Here is a 21,084-nt window from a genome sequence, read left to right on the forward strand (position 1 = left end):
TTGTATCGCGTGCGATAATTTATAGACAGCCGGTAGGAGAATGACGAGGTGGTGGCCTCCACCGGTGTTTCCTCGTTGTATCGGCTCACAATATGTTCCTTATGGGAGAAGGAGAGACACTGCACAAGTCATAGAGGACACGTGAGGCGGCAGCGAAAACCGACCGGCCCGAGAGGGAGAAACAGCGGAAGTGCCAATCTCACTGGCACGAGCGATGCCTCTGACAGATCCTAGCCCTTCGGCCATCATCGGGGGCAGAACACAGTTTCATGCAGTGCAGGAAGCCCCTGGGAGCATTTCCCTGGTCGATCCGATGATTGACTATTCGCTAGCAGTTTGCTGAAAAAACGCGGTTCTGCTTCGCACATCGTTGCACGATGATAGAAGGAACTGTGGCACTCTACACCTCAAAATGCTCCAAAAGGCCGTCCAGCAAGGCCGCAGCGAGCGAAGGGGCGAAGCGTACGCTTCGGTACGTCGAGCCTCTGAGTAATGCGAGAACGCCGCTGGAGGACTTTTTCAGCATTCTAGTCTGTCTCCTCACCGCCTTCAATACATGCTTCGCATTGGTCTAATTGGGAGGTGCCGTGCTCGCTACAGAAATACCGACGACAACGGCTGCATGTCATGAAGGTCATCCTGACTCGATCGTCGGCTTCGCATTGAGCACACTGGCCGGCACTGCGGGCTTTGGGCATCGTTATCTCTCCATGACAGTTAGTATGAGTTTTCGGGACATGATTTCCATTCGCTCAACACTGATAACACATCGGTGCTCGGCCCTCCAATTTAAAACGGTCATGTCCGGCTCGTAGTCATTCCGATCGCAATGCTCCCGTTGCGAACCGTCACAAAAGGTGCTTCAGGTCTACTAAGATTACGCTGGGCTGAGGCTATGCAGACGGGCTGAGGATGAAGTTCTGTTGAAAGTTCTGCACTGGCCCAGAGTCGTGAGCCGGCTGGGACTCGAACCCAGGGCCCTCGAATTGACCTACTCCAAAAATCTCCATTGATATGACTCTCGCTGACCCGTAGTGATGATGATCCGGCGAAAAGCGTCGTTGAGGATTGGAAAAGAACTTCCAACGATGCCACCTATTTCTTCCTCATGCTAGAATACACACGATCTCATCGGAGAACGAAATATTGCATCCGATGCCAGGACTGGGCGCAAAAGCGTGATCGAAGCAGAAAGATTCCCGACGATGCTCACAAGTCGAGATAAAGTCCTTAAGTTGATCGAACAACATCAGGTTACTCTGAGAGGCTTGGGAGTTCGCCGGCTGGGCCTCTTTGGGTCCTATGCCCGAGGAGAGGCTATGCCAGGGAGTGATCTCGACTTTGTGGTTGAGCTGTCGGAGAAGTCCTTCGACGCCTACATGAATACGAAAATCCTCCTGGAAGACCTGTTCCAGTCACGCGTCGACCTCGTCACGATGAGTTCCATCAAGCCACGACTCCTGCCGATTATCCAACGAGAAGCCCTCTATGCCCCGGACTTCGCGACATCCTGATTCCTGAGTACTTCGGCCTCGATTCGGAAATCGTCGGGGACATCGTGAAGAACAAAGTGCCGCCACTCAACCAAGCGGTTCGAGCGATGTTGAATTAATAGACTGCATCTGGACGTGCTTCATCTCCAGTTACCTCACAAGATCCTCTGCTTACAATGGGGTAAAGCTAGAAGAAGCCCCTGTATCCGCCTAGACACGTTCGAGGTTGGCACAAAATTGAAGCAAGGAATGCAGATGGCGTAGGCCCGATACACTAACTCGTTGATTTAATGGTGAGCCGGCTGGGACTCGAACCCAGGGCCCTCGCCTTAAAAGCTCGAAAGAACGGTTTTTGACAAGTGCTCGCTATGACAACGGTTTCCCCACTATTCCCTGTAATATTGAGATGTTAGTCAATTCTATTAGCTCTATGCGTTCTCGCCTCTTTCCCTCCATTCCTGCAGGGTTTTGACACAAAATTCACCACAGGGTGAATACCTACAAAAGGTGAGGGATTTGGTCTCTGGTTGTGATGCCCCCTCGTGATGAAAGGGTTCTGAGGCGGTGTCGACTGGGCTATCCCTTTCATCGTAGTGTGAAGGCCGCTTCGCAGATTCGGATTCCGGCATCAGTGGCATTCGTTCCCTGTGTTACTCCCTAAACATAAAGCTGTCTCACAAAAGAAGGCCTATTGGTGCCACCTGTTCTTCCTCGTGCTAGAATACCCGTGATCTCATCGGAGAGCGATGTGTCGCATCCGATGCCCGGACCCGGCGCGAGAGCGTGATTGAAACAGAAAGATTCCTGACGATGCTCACAAGTCGAGATGAAGTCCTTAAGCTGATCGAACAACATCAGGCGACTCTGAGGAGATTGGGAGTCCGTAGGCTGGGCCTGTTTGGGTCCTATGCCCGGGGCGAGGCTATGCCAGGAAGTGATCTCGATTTTGTCGTGGAGCTGTCGGAGAAGTCCTTCGACGCCTACATGGATACGAAAATCTTCCTGGAAGACCTGTTCCAGTCTCGCGTCGACCTCGTCACGATGAGTTCTATCAAGCCACGACTCCTCCCGATTATCCAACGAGAAGCCCTCTATGCCCCGGGATTCTAGGGTGTACCTGGAAGACATTCTCGAGGCCACTCGGAAGATTGCATCCTATACGGCCAATCTATCCAAAGCCGCGTTTCTCGAAGATGAGAAGACCTTCGATGCCGTGGTCCGGAATCTCGAAGTGATTGGTGAGGCCGTTAAGAAACTTCCAGAAGACTTCCGAGCCCAATATCCATCACTGGAATGGAAGAAAATGGCCGGGCTTCGCGACATCCTGATTCATGAGTATTTCGGTCTGGATTCGGAAATCGTCTGGGACATCGTGAAGAACAAAGTGCCGCCGCTCAACCAGGCAGTTCGAGCGATGTTGAATCAGATGTTGAATCAATAGACCGAATCGGTGCACTCTCTATCTCTTGTCAACCTCATGGGATCCCCTCGCTTCCTTGTCGAGGTGCTGTCAGTGTTTCAAGACATGACCTCCCTACGACTCTCAAAACACTCCACCTGCCGTTGATGTTGATCCTGACCTGCGAGGAAGGGGGCCATTTAGGAAGATGGATCAGTAGAGGTCGGCCAGGCCGGTCCGGATAGACTCGGGCAGGTTGGGTTGGTTGGCAATGTCCGTGAGAAAATTGGCATCGTCGGCCACCGTGAGCGGGTCGAGCGCGATCGGCTGAAGCAGTTGCGAAAGCGGAACAGCCGTCGCACGTGTGGAGGCCCGCTTGGGTCCCGTGAAATCGCGGGGGCCGTTGAAAGGGAGTCGTGGGCGCTGGTCTACTCCGGTCGCCTGAATCTCATCAAGCGCGAGAGACCACACCACCGGTTCCGGGGCATCGAGCGCGCGCGGCGCGGCTTTCTTCGGCTTCGGTTTCTCGAGTTCTCGCGCCAATTTCGGGAGATCCTGGAAGGCCTTCTTCAAGGCGCTGCGGGCCGCACGTAACGACACTGACCCCACATCCGGATCCCCGGTTTCCTGCTGAAGAAACAGTCGCCGGGTCTGTCTCCCGACTCGTACCGTTTCTCCTTCTGACCCGAAGGCCTTCATCAATCCTGGCAAGCCGTAGCGGGCCACGCCATTGATCATGACCAAGCTGATCGCGGTTTCCTTCGCCCGGATCAGCGCGTCATAGGGATCCCCTTCCTGACCAGCCATGACCAGCACATCGGCCCGTTTGCCGGCTTCGAGCGTGCCAAGGGCGTCGTGCCACTTGAGAATCCTCGCCGCCTCCCTTGTCGCCATCCCCACAATGTCTCGAGCGCTGAACAACCCGTTCAACTGATGCTGGGAATAGAGCCACGCCACTTTCAACTCGCCAAACAAATTCTTGCTCCCGGAGGGGGACCAGTCGCTGCCGAGGCTGATGCGGACGCCCGCTTGCTTGGCCACATCCACCCGCGCTGTGTCGCCATACAACAGGAGGTTGCTAAGCGGTGACCACACAATCGCGCCGCCGTGCTGCGCGAGCACGGCGAGATCCTCAGGCAACAGCCCCGCTGCGTGAATCCCCGCAAACCGATCGTTGATCGCCCATTGGTTCGGCGCGACTTCGAGCGCTAAAAAATGCTTGCGGGCGATCGAGTCGGGTTGTTCCGGCTTGGTAATCCCCTCACTCAGATGCAGGAGGAAACAGCTATCCTCTTTCTTGAGCCGAGCCAGGAACGAGGCGGCGCTTTTGGCGTCTACATCAGGGATCCGCGCCTTGGCTTCCGACAGCGCCGGGTCATCGGTCTGCTCCACGTTGCGGACAATGCCCCGGTAGTACCGCTGCACCCCCGCATTGCTACTCAACATGATCCCTTGGGTCGTCGTCACCCCTCCCAACAGGCATTTGCATTCCACATAGCGAACTAGCGGGGCGAGCAACGCAGCCTTGCCTTGGGCATCGCGGTAGGTACCCACGACGGTCATCGGACCGCTGATGAGCTTTCGGTAATCGGGATGATCAGGCCATTGGCCACGGTGTTGGAATAACTTCGGCACTGGGCTCCAGAGCGGCAGCGCGTTATAGCTGAGATGGTTGTGTAATTCGATGAGGCCGGGAAAGAGCGTCCCGCCGGTCTCCACTACGGGCACTGTGTCGAATCCCGGTGGCGGCGGTTGCCGGCGGTTTTGCACCGCCACGATGGTGCCCTGCTCAAGGAACAGGACAGCATCGGGCTTGACCGTCCCAGCATCATCCATGGTGACCACACGTCCGGCCAGCGCGAGCTTCGGTCCCGCGAGCGGATCGATGGGACTCGTTTTCTTGGCGGCTCTTGTGGCTGTCGGTGTAGCACGTCGTGCGGTGGACACCGGGCTGGGGAGCGGATACCAGCGTCGAGCGCCATCGGTCATGCGATCACACCTTTCGGCACAGTGAGCGTAATGTTGCGACGTTTTGCGAGGTCGTCGGCACCGGCCCGTTTGGCCCAGCCGTCTTGTTCATGCATCCAGGCCGGGAGCCCAGCCGGATAATCGAACTCCGGAATCCCCACTCGGTCACCGTCCACCCAGTTCTCTCCGTACAACATTAGGGCCGTGGGCACATCGGGATGCTGCACATGTGGTGAGAGGACTTGTAGGGCGGCATTCCAGTTCTGGAGCATCTTCTTGGTGGCAGCCAGGAGTTTGGCCTTCTCTCCCTTTGATGAACTTTCGGGCTGCGTCGGATGCGTCACAGCCGCATAGGCGACGGACACGGACTGCCCCGCTGGAGTTGCTCGCCAGAACTGCCACGCCTCGTCCGCCGCTTGCCCCAGCGCGAGCACGGCTTCGACCTGCTGTCCCACCAACAAGGCTTCCAACCACCGATTGCGATACTCGATGAGCGCGGGACTCTTTCGTGTCTTGGCCTTGACGCTACCGTACACACTGTAGAGATAGGCGTTGATGAACACATAACTTCGGCTGATCCCGAGTTTCGCCAAGAATCCCTGGACCCGACGGCCTGCTTCTCCCACCAAAATGCGGCGCACGATGGTCTCATGCTGCGCCGGGTCTTGCCCGATCACCAAAACACGTGCGGATCCGTCGAGGCGTCCACGGTGAAAGATCGGTCCCCACTCCAGACGAAACTGTCCCGACGGATACACGGACTCGTCCGGATAGTCCTCACACAAGCCCTTAAACGGTTGTGCGCCATACCCTGGGTCAAATGGGCGTGTCATGGTGCTGCACCTCCTGGATATACTTCGGAAACCAATGCATGTCTTGTACCGCGCACTGTACCAGGTTCCCATCTCTTCATGGCCGCCTATTTCAGAGGAATTCGTGAACAATCAAGTGCTGAAGCCATTTCCAGGGTGCGATCGCACCAGAGAGATGGATACAGACTGTATCTGAATGTAGACACCCAACGATTGCACATCTTGCCATTGATGGCTTGTGCCAAGAGCCTTCATGAAGCTTAAGGAAGCCCCCCCCTAAGGACCGGAAGTTTTCCAATGGAACGATTCAGCGTTTCAAGGTATGAGCGATCATCCACTCCTTCCGACATTCATGAAATGGGCAAGAAAAGGTCGATGCAAAGAAAAGACTCTTCTGGGCGAGATTCTCACAGATTGATATAGCCGATGCGTAATCTTGTGATAATCCGACTTATTCAGATGATCGGTTAGACAGAATGATTTCAGGGCGTAACGATTTCTGAATCAGCTTCCGATAATCCTCGTCGCGAATACGAACGGTTCTGCCAAATCGGACTGCTGGAATCCTCCTCTGAGCGATCCACTTATACCAGGTGCCTTTCTGAATTCCTGAATCTGCAGCCAACTTATTGATCGACCAGAGACTGCCGTGAGTGCTGGTTTGGGTTGATTTAATGCTCGAGCGATGGAGTTGCTCAGGCTCTAGGTTAATCTCGTAGATTCTGTTCAGTTCTTGTCTAAGTTGGTTCGTAACCTTCTGCGCAATGATTTCGATTAGTCGATCAAGAATCTGGGCTGTTTGGTTAGCCAATTCGGTTATTTGCGGTGGACTCATGGCTGTTGGCCTCCATTGGGTTGGTGAGAGAAATGTTGTGGTAAAACCTATCTGATCCTGTGAAGGAAACCTCCGGAGGGCCGGGGGCTTCCCAAGGACAAGGCACAGCATTTCAGGGCATGAGCGGCAATCTATTCCTTGGCCTCCCGGGCTAGGGTCTCCAGGTCGCTCAGACCGCAAGAGGTACTTGTTGCCCCAGGCACTGGACTGATTGACGACCAAAGAACAACCACTTCTTTAAACCAGTCCCAGGACTGAAGCGGCTGGGATGGCGCTACCATCCGATGGATCGAGAAAGTACCATCTAGTCCCGGAGGGCGGCCTTGAGGAGGGATGCACGTTTCGAGAGTAAAAAAGGAGTGTAGTCTCTAAACCCACGGTCTCGGTCGCCACGTGTTTGAACAACCTTCCGCTCATCGTCAAAACCAAAACCGAACATCCCATCTGGGCTACCTGCTCTTGTACGACAAGACAACATGAACCTCTTCATCTCATGCTGTGTGAATAGCAAGGTACAGTCTTTATACCAGTGGCGCCCAACCGGCTTAGTACGTCCCGCATCTGGGGCGTAGAGACCAAAGAGCAGGAAGTAATCAGCTTCCTTGGGAACATTAAACCGATTGAACCAAGTATGGAATCGCCACCGTTTTGTCGTGTTGCGCTTCGGTGGTTCCTGACTATACGAGCGAGAGGCCTTAACTTGGATGGTCACCACTCGTGAGCTTCCATCTCGACGCCGCCGGAGGATTGCTAAATCAAACCCCTTCTCCTGACGAGAGGTAGGGATCAGCACCGAATAGCCTTTTGATTTCGGGAACAGATTCTGCAGTCGGTTCGCCAGAAGAAATTCGGGCCATTGGAGAGTAAAAACGGGGTCCATTGGTGTGACCAATCTATGTGGGCCAATAGATTCGCGTGAGCGGGATCAACGCTCTCGCCTCAGAATCCATTTTTTCGAAATGATCAGCGATCTCACGGGCAAGGTCGTCGAGGTCCATTAGCGTCAAAGGAATCGCCGAGCGATCCGCTTCGTATCGGGCTTCTTTAGAAAAGCCTCCCGTACTGACATACAGTCCCTTGTCGTCTTTGTGACGCCCACCAATAAAACTGCGGATTTCATTTGCGCCCATTGCGTCGCGCCTGTGTTTTACTTCAACCACAATGCGTGGTGGCTCAAAACCAAAACCATCGGGCGAAGCGATAATATCCTTCCCACGATCAGAGCCCCTCGGAGAAATTCTTGTTTTGTAACCCATCGCTCTTAAAAGCCCGGCGATGATCTGCTGCATCTGCTCCCAGTCAAGTCGGGACAACCGGTCTTTTATGAATTCTACGGATCGGGATTGAATATCCTTGAGCGCCTCTGCCACACCCTGTTGCTCTTCTTGTTCTGCAATCACTGTCCCCTGTACTTTTGATTTTGCTTTGGCCTCAATCTCCTGAGACGACTCCTCAGGTACCTTGAACAAAGCCATGATGGCTCCAAGGGAATTTCTCGTAGTCACGGACAGTAGATCCCTTCGGACTTCTCCTTGCCAGGATACTTCCCTGACCGTGGCTAATTCTGGAACCAATCCGGGTTTGAATTGTGGTTCGGTTTTTATGACGCCCAGAAAGTAGGTGCGTAGCGATGGATCGTAGGTAATGACTCTGTCCTCAATTTTGAATCCCCTCAAGAACCGATCAATTTGACTCGCCGCAGCAGATGCCTGAGGCGCGGTTAAGTCAGGCCACGTGATCATGAGCTTCGTGACAATTGCCTCCTTGTTTGGACACTTAGTCCAATCAATCTCACTCCATCCTATCGCAATTACACCTTTCTCTCGGAAGTCTGAGATGGAAGCAGCTCTCTCACCGGCTCGGACCATCCACATAGGTTTCGAGGCCATCAAGTCACCTTTTGAACATCACGATCTTCAAAAATGCTACTAATTCGTTTGAACTATCAAGAATGGCTTTGCAGTGAGCCGCTCTACACTGCCGAACCAGCCAGCCTCCTTGTATTTCCTCTTCATGCACTCGGGAGTTTCTCAAATATCAATGCGATCAATGGGGCAGGAGCATTTTTTCGAATGCATGCCTCTATAACGGAAGAGAACTCTTCCGTATATCCGACCATCCCCTTCAGCTTTTCCATTGCGGCTGCCTGACCAACAAGCTGTAGCACATGAGGCCCAGTTGCCCCCTTATAATCTGCAATCGCCATCATGCACTTATCCCAGTAATCTGCACGCTTTTGTTTAAGCCTGTCTCTCACGTTAAGGCCTAGTATCTCAATCGTTCTCAAGGCCCTTTGTTCATCTTGGTCGCTAATGTTGGCTGCTGGTACGGCCATGCAAGCATCCTCGTCCTTTTCATATGTGATCAGTCTGGCCTGATCAGTGGTCGGATCAATTAAGAGGGGCGCTTCCAACTGCAGCGACACGGGATCTGTAGCATTAGCTCGAGCACCCTCGATAATTGGGAAAACATCGAGTTTCTTAACATTGATAAGCTGACCACAGATCCGATAGTTCTTCCAATCAAATGCCAACCACCAATATCCCTCGCACACGTCGCCTTCCAAATCTTTCACTCGGCACTTAGGCCGATAGTGGTCGATATGGATTGACGAAACTGAGTCCTGAGCTTCCGTATACCAGCACTTATTATTGAACTGTTGGAGCAGCCAGTTGCGAATGCGGTCATCTCGCCAAAGACCCTCGTTCTTATCGATAATCTTTGCGCGCTCGTCCAGATTGGTTGCAGCACGCAGCAAGGTCGTTATGGCTTCAGCTTCATCCACCCAATCTTTAGGAGGAGCACCTTTGATGTGGACTCTTCTCATGTCTTATTGCGTCCCAATTGTATTTTCAGCTCTTGCGCCAGCGCGGAAAGATCACTCTGGCGATCTTGCTTGACGAGCTTAGTAACGATTGCCTTGGCAAGCGCTTCCTGTTCCCTGAGCTCATCTTCCGTGAAAAGCTTGTTTAACGGCTGACTCCTGGCCTCATACATTTTTTGGATAAAAAGCTGGTAGAGAGGATCTCGGTACTCTCGTGAAAAGCCCAAGTCTTCAAGATGCTTCCGCAAATGCGCAAGTCTTGATTCCTCTGCTTCAGTGAGCCCCTGTTTTGCTTTCTTAGCTAAAAGCTCGTTCCTTTCCTGCAATTCCCGCAGAGTCGGTGCATCCAATGTTGAGGGCAGACCAAACATCTCGCTTTTCAGGAGTCCGGCGACGCCCATGCCTTGCGGGTGCTCGTCAGGGATCTCGACCACCGACTTGCCCCCTTCCGTACGCAGAATGTGCACCTGCTCCCGTCGAAGGCTCCCGATCATCATCGGATCATGCGTCGTAATGAGGACCTGCGATTCACCGTGTGCTATCGAGTCGCCCCCGGAACCTAAGACGCCTTCGATATCATCAAAATACCGAAGCTTCCAAATTGGGTTGAGATGTGTATCCGGCTCATCAAGCAGAAAGAGGCAGTGGTCCTCGCGAGTAATCCGCATGAGCCCCAGCACCGTGAGCATTTGTAGCTCACCTTCCGAGAGCTGGGTAAAGCTCACCTTGCCTCCGTTCTCGTCACGCTTCCTAACAGTGATCCGCACTTCGTCGATCAGATCACCGATGTAGGCCCCCTCGGCATAGCGGAAGAAGCTGTCAACGCTACCAACCAGGTCACCAAGCTTCTTGAGCTTCTCTTGGCTAGGAACAAAGAGGTAGAGCTGCTTTTGCTTCTCACTGCGTCCACGGAAGTCGAGTTGTTTGGTTCTTTCCTCCTGGATGGGTGCCCAAGCAACTTGCCAGAGCTTATCCAGAAACTCGCTCACGACATTCCCGCGCGCGTACCAGAAGCGTGGATCACCTTCGTTGAGTTCGTTCTCATCGAAGGTACCACTGCGACGCCTCTCGCGGAGACGGTACGGCTCTTTCAACACAAAGAGGGCAGATTCCAGCGACTCGATGTGCAAATTTCTCAGCACCTTCTGAAACACCTGATCGTCAGACAGAAGGCAGGCCAGCAACACCAGTTGGCTGTGCCCGCCTCGGCAATAGAACAATCGACGCAAGCGGTCGTCTCCTGCGCGCTTGGTCCGGCCTTCAATCCCAGCGCGCAGCCTGGCGGCGGCCTCGGCGTCGAACTCGCCTTGTTGATACAGCCCAGCCAGTGCCTCCTCACTCAACTTTTCTTCGGCGGTGATCTCTTGCCTTCGGTTGAAGCGCCGCTGGTGTTCCTGAAACAAGGACTCGATACGCTCGTTGCGGCCTGAATAATAGGCAAAGATGTGAGTTGGGAGGAGACGTGGCCCGCGTCGCTTGTCCTGATCAACTTTGTTCAGCGGATCATTCTTTGTCAGATACTCCTGAGAGACCCGATCGTCATCCACCCACACGAAAGGATGCTTCTGCTTAGCCTTCTCGGCTTGGATGCGCACAATATGACCACGAATTTCATATTCCAACGTATAGTCGAACGCAGCTTCGCGGTTAAGATCAATGTCACGGAAGATGGTAATCAGAGCCTCAATGAGGTTTGACTTGCCCGTGGCATTCTGGCCGATCAGCGCGTGACTGCGGATGGGTTTGCCAGCTAAGTTTTCCGCCCCCCCTTCCTCCGAAGGTAATTGGGTGCAGAAATCCATCGTGAGGTTGCGCAGGTTTCGGAATTTCGGAATGGCCAGGTAACGCAGCCGCATTTCATGCTCCCGCTGTGCCAACGACCTTTTCGCGCATTTCAGCCACAGCCGGCTCTTGAATCCAGCCGTGCGCGACTTCGGTTTTCAGTTGGTCGTAGAAAGCATCGATCTCGCCACCGAACCGTTGCCACAGATCCGTAGCACTCATTTCGCCGTTATACCGGACCAGCAGTGTAGCCAGTGGCGCCTGGGCTCTGATGTCAGGTGTCCTGCCAAGGCGTAGCGGGGCAAGGAGTTCTGTTTCGGGGGCTTTCACAGGTTCATTCTCCTCTCGTTCGACGGCAATGCCGGTAAGACTTCCTACAGCCGCGACTGAAAGATCCGCTGCTACCCTGTTGAGGCCGCTCAGTTGTAACTCAAGGGCATCACAGAACCTCATCAACTTTGCAACGCGCGCAACAATCTGCTTTTGTTCTCCCAATGGTGGAAGAGGGAACCACATAGAGCGAATAATATCTGTATTCAAATTAGGTTGCCCTTGACCTCGAGAAGCAATATCTCGCAACCATTGGGTTCTTGATTTAAGAAAGAGATACAAATACTCATCGAATACCGCATCGGCTAGCTCAATAAATGCTGCTATACCGTCATTAAAGGTGGTTCTAAACTCGCAGATGGCGGGCACTCCGAGTGTAGCACCGCTGTTGGTCAGCAGAACTGTTCGGCTGGTAATTTCTGTAGTCTTATTTAGGCCTTCCTCTTTGATGGTTGAGGTATAGCTGGTGACAAACATTCCTTTAGCCGCAGTTACATCTCCAACCTTGAGAAAGGGAATACTTCCTCCATAGAATCTTGGATCGCCTGCGGGCCGAGGTGATCCACCTCTTATCACACTCGCGATGTCATTTAACCGTACCCATTGCCATTGCGGCGGAATGCTGGTCAACATTTCATTGAGGCCAGCGAAGTCAATGACTGGCACATCGCGTTTAATCTTTTTCTTGTCGGATAATCTCTTTTTCCTAAGCCGAATAAACGCCACATCGTCCGTAGTTACCCGAGCACTCTGTCTCGACAAGAGGCCACATACTGCAAGATCAAGAACCGCCTGCTTAAAATCCATCAAATCTTCGGGCGCACTAAACAACCACCACAAGATTGCTTCCAGCCGCGTCCAGCTACTACGCAATTCTTGCGGGCTTTGTGCGCTGGCAACCGTTTGCAGAGTGGATTGCCGTAAGGCGTTTTGCACTTTGCGGCGATCTTGCTGCTGCCTTTCGAGCTGGTCGCACAGGGCCATCAATTCATCCACTTTGGCGACGATGCGGGATTGTTCGTCAAGAGGTGGAATAGCAACCGGAAGATAAAGAATGTCTTCTCGGGAAATCCCTGGAATTGCAATTCCTATACTCCTAGAGACGAAATAAGTTTCTTTGTCTCGAAGGATTAGTGCCACAAACTTGGGGTCAACGATGAGAGCCCTAATCGCCATGAGCTGGCGCCCTAGCGCTGCCTCCTCGAGATTCAGAAAGTTAATCTTTCCGATTGTTCCCTTTACGGCAATCAAAATATCACCATGTGCCGCGACCGCGCGTCGTTCTTCCGTCCAGCGCGTAACAATTGGATGGATCAGCCCGAAGTCAGATGCCCCTGTGAAATAGGGAATGCCGATTCCCGTAGCATTTTGTTCTTGCGGGCCCAAGTGCTGTCCAGAGACGAGGTGAACCACGCCCCCTAAACGCGTTGTAGCCCAGTGCCGAGGGTATTTAATTTGGTCTGAGTCGGGCAAGGGAGGGAATGGATGAGTGCGCCTCGCTTGTCCTGTCGTGATTAGTTTGTTTCTTTCGATTTCCGCATTTACCAATACTAATTCTGCCGCCTTGATTGTACGGTTTGGATCTCCGGCCACAAGCTTTCCCACCACCGCGAAGTGTATGATCAATGTCCGAAGCCGTGCCACTCCCTCTGGTGCATTGGCGATATGCCCAAACTCCCCCAGGAACTGTTGCGCGTCCATCAGGTGTCCTCACCCGTGAAATGATGGGCTAGCGCAGCGGCAAGTTCGCTCTTCAGCTGGTTTTCAGTCTCTTCGATCTGGCCGAGCAAGGTTTTGTATTTATCCAGAAGCGCATCGGGGTCGTGGCTCTCCTCCTCCGGAGCGTTGGGGTTTTTGAGATCGAGATTGAAGATGGGCCAGTAGAGGCGGTCGCCGGCAGCCTGGGAGTCGCGGGCTTGCACACGCACCGGCTCAGTCTGTTCACGGAGAGCAGCAACTTCGGCTTCGACCTTCTCCCTATTCGCCACATCAGTGCTGCCAATGAGACTGTTGCGGAGTTCTCGGGCTCGGGCTTCTAACGCAGCCACCTGATTGTTCAGTTCCTCAGCACGCTCCCAGTGTGGCTTGGCCGCAGTCTCAGCTTGTTCGCGCTTGGCCTTGAAATCCACCTTCCAGGCGAATTCGTTTTCCATTCGCTCAGCAAAATCATTGTCCTCGCTCCCCCACCAGTCTTGCTCAAGCTTGAACTCTTCGAAGCGGATGGGCTTAGTCTTCGAGTAGCTCTTGTACCCCGGTGGATAGGGGTGCTCGTAGAACCAGATGGTGTCGGTGTGGAAATGCTCCGTGCCATCATCGATCACTGCGCCTTTCGTGAAGAACAGCAAATTGGTCTTGATCGTGGTGTACGGGGCAAACACGCCCTTGGGCAAACGGATGATCGTGTGCAACTTGCAATCGCGCAGTAGTAACTGCTTGAGAGTGGCCTTAATACCTTCGCCGAATAAAAATCCATCAGGCAACACCACAGCGGCGCGACCATGCTCTTTCAGTAGCTTCTTGATGATGAGTGCCATGAACATGTCCGCCGTCTCGCGCGTACGCAAATCGTCCGGGAAGTCGCCACCCGCTGAGTCATCTTCATATCCACCAAATGGCGGGTTGGTCACAAGGCACTCCACCTTGTCATGTGCGCTCCATTCGTTCCAGCCGATGCCTAGGGTGTTGAGCTGCTCAATCTGGCTTGGCACATCGATGCCGTGCAGCAACATATTGGTGGTGCACAGCAAGTGGGGAAGCTGCTTCTTTTCGATGCCTCGAATAAGCTTTTCAATCGCCCGCTTATCGTCGGCGCTCGATTTGGCGGTGAGCTGGTTACGGAAGTGATTGATGACGGCTGTCAAAAATCCGCCGGTACCGCAGGCGGGGTCCATAACCTTTTCCCGCCTGTCTAGGCGTGGGTTGACGCGGTCCACCATGAACTGGGTAATGGCGCGCGGCGTGTAGAACTCACCCGCGTTTCCTGCACTCCGCAAATCGTTGAGCAACTGTTCATACACATCACCCAGGCTGACGCGAGTCTTTAGATCATGGAAGTTGATGGCTTCTTCAAGTTTCTCGATGACGGATAACATCAACGGGCCGGATTTCATGTAATTATTAGCGTCTTTGAACACTCGCTTGATGACCTGGTGCATCGGACCTTTTGACGGATCGATCTGCTCCTTGAGTGCGGGAAATAATTCGTTGTTGACGAAGCCAATCAATTCGCTGCCCTGGATCTGGGGCTTTTTCTTCCCTTCGGCGTCAGCCGTGTATGCAGCCCAGTTGCGCCAGCGAAACTTCCGAGGTAGCGGGGACTCGTATGCGGGATTATCGTCCTCCCATTCCTCTTCCCTCTGATCAAAGACCTTGAGGAACAGCATCCAGGTGAGCTGGCCAATGCGCTGGGCATCGCCATCGACGCCGTCGTCCTTGCGCATAATGTCCTGGATGGACTTAATCGTACTACTCAGGTTCATCAGTGACTCTCTTTCTTAGGCCGTCATGTCCGCGTACAGTGCACGTTCCAGTTCAGTAACGGCTCGTGCATACGCTTCGGCCCCACCGAAGATCCCGCGACGAATTTGCGATTTGGTCCCATACCGATCCAGCGGCGGCAGTTCGAGCACCTTTGGGTCCTCGATATCCGTAATCCCATGATCGGCGTACTTGTCCAATAGGGCCTCCAGCACTGCACGTGCTTGCCCCCCATACTTGGCAAAGTAGTTGCGCTTCTTTACGGCATTTGCCCGTTCCTGGCGCGTGAGTGGGCGCTGGTCAAAGGCAATGTGTGCAATGAGGTCAAACACATCGAAGCCTGCGCTATTGGGAACTGCCTGTCTCAAGACATCAATTGGGAGCCCTTGCGCCTTGAGTTCGTCAATAATGGCTTGTTTACGCTCAGTTTGATCCCATCGTCGGAGAAACTCAGTGAGTGAGCCGAATTGGCCGCGCAGAGATTTCTTGATTTCCCCTTGCAGATAGACGCGGAAATCCTCGGAGATGAGCTTTCCATCAGCATCGAGGTACTGGGAGCGCTCAATCGCGGTGCGCACTTCCACATCGTCAACGTAATACTTGATTCGACCCTCTCCAGTCGTCTGCGCACTCGTGTCAGATCCTGTGGTAAGCCCTGGGAGAATTGATTCAGAAGTTTCTTCACCGTCGCTAGGCGCAGCGGCAGTACCTGCACCCTCTGGCGGAACCACAGAATCCGTTGGCTTTGGCTCATAAATAATGACTGGCTCACCATCAAACTGCGGATCGGCAAACAAACGCGTGGCGCCCTTGAAATCCATGATGGTGAAATAGAGCTTCTGGTAATCCTCGCGGATACGTGTCCCCCGCCCGATAATCTGTTTAAACTCGGTCATGGAGTTGATAGTCTGGTCGAGCACGATCAGCTTGCAGGTCTTGGCATCAACACCAGTGGTCAGAAGCTTCGAGGTCGTGGCAATCACAGGATAGGGCTCATCGTTGTCGATAAAATAGGAGAGCTGCGCTTTCCCTTCCGTATCATCGCCGGTTATGCGCATGACATAGCGACGGTTCTTCGCCGCGGCAGGAATGAGTTGCACCAATGCCTGTCGCATCCGTTCCGCATGGTCCTGGTCATCACAGAAAACAATCGTCTTCGCCATTGGGTCAGTTGCCTTCAGGTACTCCCATACCCTGCCCGCCACAAGTTCGGTGCGCTTCTTCAGCACAAGACCACGATCGAAGTCCTTGGTGTTGTATTGGCGCTGTTCTATCAGCTTTCCATGCTTGTCGCGCTTGCCCTTTTCAGGGGTATAGCCCAATGCATCCACATCGGACACGATGCGAATGACTTTGTAGGGAGCTAGGAACCCGTCTTCGATCCCTTGCTTGAGAGAGTAGGTATATACAGGCTCACCGAAGTAGGTCTTGGTGCTTGCATCCTTCGTTTCACGCGGCGTTGCTGTAAGCCCAAGATGGGTGGCGTGTTGGAAATAATCGAGCACCTCTCGCCAAGCTGAGTCATCGACTGCACTACCACGGTGGCATTCGTCGACGACGACAAGATCGAAGAAGTCCGCGGGAAATTGACGGTAGATTTGCTTCCACTCTTCCTGGCCTGTCACTGCCTGGTACAGCGCGAGATAGACTTCATAGTTCTTCTTCACTTCACGATTGGTGATCTTGTGCATGACTTCGCCGAACGGGGCGAAATCTTGCTGCATAGTCTGATCTACAAGAATGTTACGATCGGCTAAGAACAAGATGCGTTTCTTTTTCTTGGCTTTCCATAGCCGCCAAATGATTTGAAAGGCCGTGTAGGTCTTACCAGTGCCTGTTGCCATCACCAACAGGATGCGGTCTTGCCCTTTTGCAATGGCTTCGATTGCTCGATTAATTGCTACCTTCTGGTAATACCGTGGCTCTCTGCCACTCGCATCAGTGAAATATGGCTGTTCGACGAGTTTGAGAGCCTCCGCTTCCGCCAAGCCTTTCCATCGCTGATAGAGCTGCCACAGCTCTCCCCAACCCGGGAGTTGTTCGAGAGTCAATTCTCGCTCTATGGGATTGGATAGTCCGGTCCTGTCATGCAATAGAAATCCATCCCCGTTCGAGCTAATCGCGAACGGAGCATCCAGCATTTCCGCATAGGCCAAAGCTTGCTGCATGCCGTGACCAACTGAAAACCTATTTTGCTTTGCCTCAATAACGGCTAGAGGGACATTGGGGTGGGCATAGAGAACATAGTCCGCACGCTTCGGTCCACCTTTGGTGTCAGGATTCTTGATCCGAGCAGCAATCTGACCACGCACCATCACTCGACCATCAGTCAGCTTCACTTCCTCCCGAAACTGGTGGAGCAACCATCCAGCTCTTTGAATGGCAGGCGTAATCAACTTGGTGCAGATATCACGTTCAGTTAGTGACTTCTTGTCGAGTTCTACCATATGCAGAGACGCGCGCCAGACAAGACCGGAGGCGCCAGCAGCTTACCCCTTTCCCCTTGGGAAATCACTCCTTCCGAATGGGGAAGCGCTTCTAGGGTCCCTCAAAGGGCCTAGCTTGCGTTTCATGAATACTGGTATCGGCTCCTCGCTAATCTGACCCCTTAACGTGATCGAGTAAGGGTTATGAAACCTGATTTTTACGTTCCTATACTGGGATTATTCTGACAAAAACCCCTCCAAAACTAGGTTTTAACCCCTTTCCATAACCTCGTTATGAACCCCCTGTGGCTTCCCCTTCCTGGTTGAACTGGCCATTCACTGGACAGCATGGCGACTTCGACTACACTCATTATTCAAGGCTATCTTCCCTCGATTGCAGGCACCAGTGAGGCGATACCCATATGTCGGTTCAGTGGCGCACACGAACTCGTACCGCGTTTCGGTTTTGGGAACAGATTCTAAGATCCTGGGACGAGGTTCCTGAATGTGCCGGACAATATGCCCACCTGATTACCCACCTCAAGCGCTTTGAGACACGTTCCACTGAGACCTTCAAACACGTCATCGAGCGTGGCGCAGACCCGGTCTATATTCTCCACGTCCTCATCAGGACCTGTGATGAATCGCGCGTAAGCTCTTCATCCACATTTCCACAAGTCTTCTCGCAAGACCGGTCTGGATCCCTCGCAAACTTACGAGACTTTCACCTCATCACCGAATCGGACCTCCAAACCATCGAAACCGCTGCTCCAGCCTTACTGAGAACCGGGCAGTCATTCGATCAGGTGGGGTTGGAACGATTGAGAACCCGGTTTGAGGCCATGCCCGAGCCGCCAGACCTTGACGGATACGTTGGGGAAAAGACGAGTCTGTGGACCAGCTTCACGCTTGAAACTCCCCCCGCATCTCGTTTAAACGGCCGCCCCGGTGAGCACTGGTTCAATACCGGAATGGTACTGCTCAGCCGTCACCTGGTTCAGACGGGCTCACCTCGTGGATCCCGATATACCTCGATTGCCCTTTTGCTGAACAGCTTTTGCCCGGCCACCTATGACCCGTCACCGCTTCGAGGCGAACTAGTCCGTCAACGGATTTCTTACATCCAAGATCAGGTGGCACCCTACTGCGAGCACTTTGAACGCTGGTTTACCGAGTGGAAACGCTTCCTCCAACACCATCCCATTCCTTTCAATCCCTGGCAGAGCTGACTGATTTCTCCCCCGGAGAAAAGTCCCCCCACCTTTTCTCCTCTATGACCGGAACCCACAACACTCTGTACCCTCGTTACTAGATTGCGCCATGCGCTCATGGCGTAGGCAGCAAACCCATATCAGATGTACAGGAGGAATGATCCATGACACGACATCGCAACTCACACGACAGTTGGGCCGACAGACTCCCTGGCGACTGGCCGGAGAACGAACCCAAAGTGTACTTGTATCGCATCGACCCTCAGCGCGGGCGGCAGTACCTCGGCGTCTTCCCTGCTTGGTACTTTGACGAAAGCTTCGTGCAATCCCAATTCGGTGGAGGCGACTACTGGTACCGGGCTGTCTATAAAGGCCGGATCTGTCGCTCAGATGGGTTCTTGATTGATGGACCACCGAAACCCGTGCCTGGCTCTCCCGTGCGGGAGTCACGACCTGTTCGAAAACAACTTGGTCGCCATCGACGGTAAGACGTTCAATCCGGTACGACGAGTTTCACAATGTTACTCACGGTCCAAGAACTTGCTCAGCTGCTACACATTAAAGCCGCTACGCTTTACGCCTGGGCGGCACAAGGCAAGATTCCGAGCCTCAAACTCCACGGCCTGCTGCGGTTCCGGCAAGACGAGATCGACCAGTGGCTTGAAACCTGTCGGGTGACCAGCCAACCGGCTGTTTCTGTACCGAAGAAGCGCCGCTCACAGCCCCCGCACAACGTAGATGTCCTCATTGAGCGTGCAAAACGTGCCATCTATACTGAGCGCGGGGAAACCAGCATAGCGAGCCCATTCCGAAAGGAGCAATAGAATGGGACTCGTAAAACGAGGAAAAGTCTGGTGGATGGATTTCGTCTATCAGGGATCGCGGATTCGACAATCGACCGGTACGGGAGATAAACGTCTAGCCGACGCGATTCTTGGAAAAGTAAAGAGCCAGATCATTGAGGGCGTGTTTTTTGATAAACATCCTGAGCAGGATCGGACCTTTGACGACATGATGACCCGCTATATGGCAGAACGCTCGCTGCTGAAGGCTCCCAAGAGCCGAATCCGGGATGCGACAGCTCTCAAGCATCTCCTCCCGGTTTTTGGTCAGCGAGTGCTTGGGCACATTACGCCGAAGCTGCTCGCAGAGTACAAAGTCCAACGGCGGCTCGAAGGGGCAGCCCCAGCAACCACGAACAAGGAACTCCAGCTGGTGCGGCATGCCTTCAATCTGGCGATGCGGGAATGGGAATGGTGCCGGGAGAACCCCATGCACCGTGTTTCTTTTGAGCAGGTGCAGAACGAAGTGGATCGTTGGCTAAATGCCGACGAAGAGGACCGTCTCCTGGCTGCTTCATCGCCCTGGCTTCAAGAGATCATCCGCTTTGCGCTTAACACCGGGATGAGGCAAGGGGAGATCCTGAATCTACTGTGGCAGGATGTGGATTTCACCCGTGGGACGCTCATCGTGATGAAGAGCAAGAACGGCACACGCCGTACGATCCCCTTGAACGCGACCGTGTACGACCTACTCGCAGCCAAACAGGCTGCGGCAGGCGCATCACAGGGACCGGTGTTCAAGACACCGTTGGGCCATACGCTCCAAGTGCGATTCCTGGTGCGTGAATTTTGTGAAGCGAGGGATCGGGCAGGTATTCCTGATTTCCGCTTCCATGACCTGCGGCACACGTTCGCCACACGACTGGTGCAACGGGGGATCGATCTGTACAAGGTCCAACGGCTGCTCGGTCACAAGACCGGGACGATGACGCAACGCTATGCGCATCATTGTCCTGAAAGCTTGCGGGATGGGGTTAACGTGCTGGAACACCGACCGCCCTATGACACAAATCTGTCACAATTGGGCGGGTCGTTGAAGGCGGGATCTTCGAAGTCGTTGATTTAATGGTGAGCCGGCTGGGACTCGAACCCAGGGCCCTCGCCTTAAAAGCACCGACCAAACTGAGGAAAATCAACACGGTAACACTTCAGAACCGTCCAATGAGTAGCGTGGTTTTACAACGATTTACAAGACCCGTGTCCTATATAGGATAACCATTCTCGTATCGTTCTCTTCGCACCCCGCAATCGCACCTGGTGACGAATTTAGCCCGCATGATCCCACTGCCCACCAGATGAATCCATTGCCTGAGAACTCTTGGACAATATGCTCGCATTTGTCTAGACTGTTATCATATGATAACATCATGGGCAGCCTGCCATTTATAAGGAGGTCAATCCTTGTCCAAGCAGTGGCAGGTGGAAATATTTCTCCAGACCTTCAGGACGCACTGGCCACCCGAGTGCTGGGTAGTTCCTCGCGACAAGAATGCTCAGGCTTTGGCAGACCTCGGGCTCATGCCAAGCCAAAGACGAAGTCTAATTCTGGACCTTAGTGTTTTAGACTATTCTGCAGGTCCTCTTCCTGACGTAGACGTTGCTGGCCAAGACGTATGGATTTTTGGATCAACCATAGATGGCAAAGAGCTCTATATTAAGCTGACTCTTAGAAAGCGGCAGGATCG

At 53.4% G+C, this 21,084-nt stretch carries 18 protein-coding genes; 8 read left to right on the forward strand and 10 right to left on the reverse strand.

Annotation, left to right across the window (positions count from 1 at the left end; genetic code table 11):
- The first annotated feature begins 1,205 nt into the window (after nucleotides 1-1,205).
- From ACMTNU_RS01110 to ACMTNU_RS01125, 4 genes are all read left to right on the forward strand, one after another.
- Nucleotides 1,206-1,514, forward strand: a complete 309-nt coding sequence (locus tag ACMTNU_RS01110) for a nucleotidyltransferase family protein (protein WP_413933359.1) — start codon at nucleotides 1,206-1,208, stop codon at nucleotides 1,512-1,514.
- Between the two features lie 29 nt (nucleotides 1,515-1,543).
- On the forward strand, nucleotides 1,544-1,612 hold the full coding sequence (locus tag ACMTNU_RS01115) for a hypothetical protein (RefSeq protein ID WP_413933547.1): 69 nt from the start codon (nucleotides 1,544-1,546) through the stop codon (nucleotides 1,610-1,612).
- Nucleotides 1,613-2,303: 691 nt separating this feature from the next.
- The gene (locus ACMTNU_RS01120) at nucleotides 2,304-2,603 is read left to right on the forward strand and encodes a nucleotidyltransferase family protein (protein ID WP_413933360.1); all 300 of its coding nucleotides are present in this window, start codon (nucleotides 2,304-2,306) and stop codon (nucleotides 2,601-2,603) included.
- Nucleotides 2,587-2,934: a DUF86 domain-containing protein gene (locus ACMTNU_RS01125; RefSeq protein WP_413933361.1), complete on the forward strand. Its 348-nt coding sequence runs from the start codon at nucleotides 2,587-2,589 to the stop codon at nucleotides 2,932-2,934. The genes ACMTNU_RS01120 and ACMTNU_RS01125 overlap by 17 nt, the downstream gene beginning before the upstream one ends.
- A 171-nt stretch (nucleotides 2,935-3,105) precedes the next feature.
- Here ACMTNU_RS01125 and ACMTNU_RS01130 read toward each other — a convergent pair whose 3' ends face one another.
- The 10 genes from ACMTNU_RS01130 to hsdR all read right to left on the reverse strand — a co-directional run bounded on the left by ACMTNU_RS01130 (nucleotide 3,106) and on the right by hsdR (nucleotide 17,367).
- Entirely contained in the window at nucleotides 3,106-4,881 is a 1,776-nt protein-coding gene (locus ACMTNU_RS01130; RefSeq protein WP_413933362.1) for an amidohydrolase family protein, read from the reverse strand.
- Nucleotides 4,878-5,693: a uracil-DNA glycosylase family protein gene (locus ACMTNU_RS01135; RefSeq protein ID WP_413933363.1), complete on the reverse strand. Its 816-nt coding sequence runs from the start codon at nucleotides 5,691-5,693 to the stop codon at nucleotides 4,878-4,880. The genes ACMTNU_RS01130 and ACMTNU_RS01135 overlap by 4 nt, the downstream gene beginning before the upstream one ends.
- Before the next feature lie 430 nt (nucleotides 5,694-6,123).
- Complete coding sequence (locus tag ACMTNU_RS01140) at nucleotides 6,124-6,507, reverse strand: excisionase family DNA-binding protein (protein WP_413933364.1); 384 nt, start codon at nucleotides 6,505-6,507, stop codon at nucleotides 6,124-6,126.
- A 304-nt stretch (nucleotides 6,508-6,811) separates the two neighbouring features.
- A complete protein-coding gene (locus ACMTNU_RS01145; protein WP_413933365.1) occupies nucleotides 6,812-7,387 on the reverse strand; it encodes a hypothetical protein in 576 nt (191 codons plus the stop codon).
- Between the two features lie 13 nt (nucleotides 7,388-7,400).
- Nucleotides 7,401-7,982 carry a restriction endonuclease gene (locus ACMTNU_RS01150; RefSeq protein ID WP_413933366.1) on the reverse strand — a complete coding sequence of 194 codons (582 nt, stop codon included), beginning with the start codon at nucleotides 7,980-7,982 and terminating at the stop codon, nucleotides 7,401-7,403.
- Between the two features lie 536 nt (nucleotides 7,983-8,518).
- Nucleotides 8,519-9,334 carry a hypothetical protein gene (locus ACMTNU_RS01155; protein ID WP_413933367.1) on the reverse strand — a complete coding sequence of 272 codons (816 nt, stop codon included), beginning with the start codon at nucleotides 9,332-9,334 and terminating at the stop codon, nucleotides 8,519-8,521.
- A complete protein-coding gene (locus ACMTNU_RS01160; protein ID WP_413933368.1) occupies nucleotides 9,331-11,187 on the reverse strand; it encodes an AAA family ATPase in 1,857 nt (618 codons plus the stop codon). The genes ACMTNU_RS01155 and ACMTNU_RS01160 overlap by 4 nt, the downstream gene beginning before the upstream one ends.
- 1 nt (nucleotide 11,188) lies before the next feature.
- Entirely contained in the window at nucleotides 11,189-13,144 is a 1,956-nt protein-coding gene (locus ACMTNU_RS01165) for a restriction endonuclease subunit S (protein ID WP_413933369.1), read from the reverse strand.
- The gene (locus ACMTNU_RS01170; RefSeq protein ID WP_413933370.1) at nucleotides 13,144-14,922 is read right to left on the reverse strand and encodes an N-6 DNA methylase; all 1,779 of its coding nucleotides are present in this window, start codon (nucleotides 14,920-14,922) and stop codon (nucleotides 13,144-13,146) included. The genes ACMTNU_RS01165 and ACMTNU_RS01170 overlap by 1 nt, the downstream gene beginning before the upstream one ends.
- A 15-nt stretch (nucleotides 14,923-14,937) precedes the next feature.
- Nucleotides 14,938-17,367, reverse strand: a complete 2,430-nt coding sequence (gene hsdR, locus ACMTNU_RS01175; RefSeq protein ID WP_413933371.1) for an EcoAI/FtnUII family type I restriction enzme subunit R — start codon at nucleotides 17,365-17,367, stop codon at nucleotides 14,938-14,940.
- Between the two features lie 401 nt (nucleotides 17,368-17,768).
- Here hsdR and ACMTNU_RS01180 point away from each other — a divergent pair, with 401 nt between their 5' ends.
- The 4 genes from ACMTNU_RS01180 (at nucleotide 17,769) to ACMTNU_RS01195 (ending at nucleotide 20,465) form a co-directional block, all read left to right on the forward strand.
- Nucleotides 17,769-18,575, forward strand: coding sequence for a hypothetical protein (locus ACMTNU_RS01180; RefSeq protein WP_413933372.1), 807 nt, complete (start codon nucleotides 17,769-17,771; stop codon nucleotides 18,573-18,575).
- A gap of 146 nt (nucleotides 18,576-18,721) precedes the next feature.
- Nucleotides 18,722-19,045 carry a hypothetical protein gene (locus tag ACMTNU_RS01185; RefSeq protein ID WP_413933373.1) on the forward strand — a complete coding sequence of 108 codons (324 nt, stop codon included), beginning with the start codon at nucleotides 18,722-18,724 and terminating at the stop codon, nucleotides 19,043-19,045.
- Nucleotides 19,046-19,075: 30 nt separating this feature from the next.
- Nucleotides 19,076-19,381 (forward strand): helix-turn-helix domain-containing protein, encoded by a 306-nt coding sequence (locus ACMTNU_RS01190; protein ID WP_413933374.1) that lies wholly within the window; start codon nucleotides 19,076-19,078, stop codon nucleotides 19,379-19,381.
- 1 nt (nucleotide 19,382) lies between these two features.
- On the forward strand, nucleotides 19,383-20,465 hold the full coding sequence (locus ACMTNU_RS01195) for a tyrosine-type recombinase/integrase (protein ID WP_413933375.1): 1,083 nt from the start codon (nucleotides 19,383-19,385) through the stop codon (nucleotides 20,463-20,465).
- Nucleotides 20,466-21,084 lie beyond the last annotated feature (619 nt).

Origin of the sequence: Nitrospira sp. BLG_1 (assembly GCF_047338595.1) — a bacterium.
Lineage (GTDB): Bacteria > Nitrospirota > Nitrospiria > Nitrospirales > Nitrospiraceae > Nitrospira_D.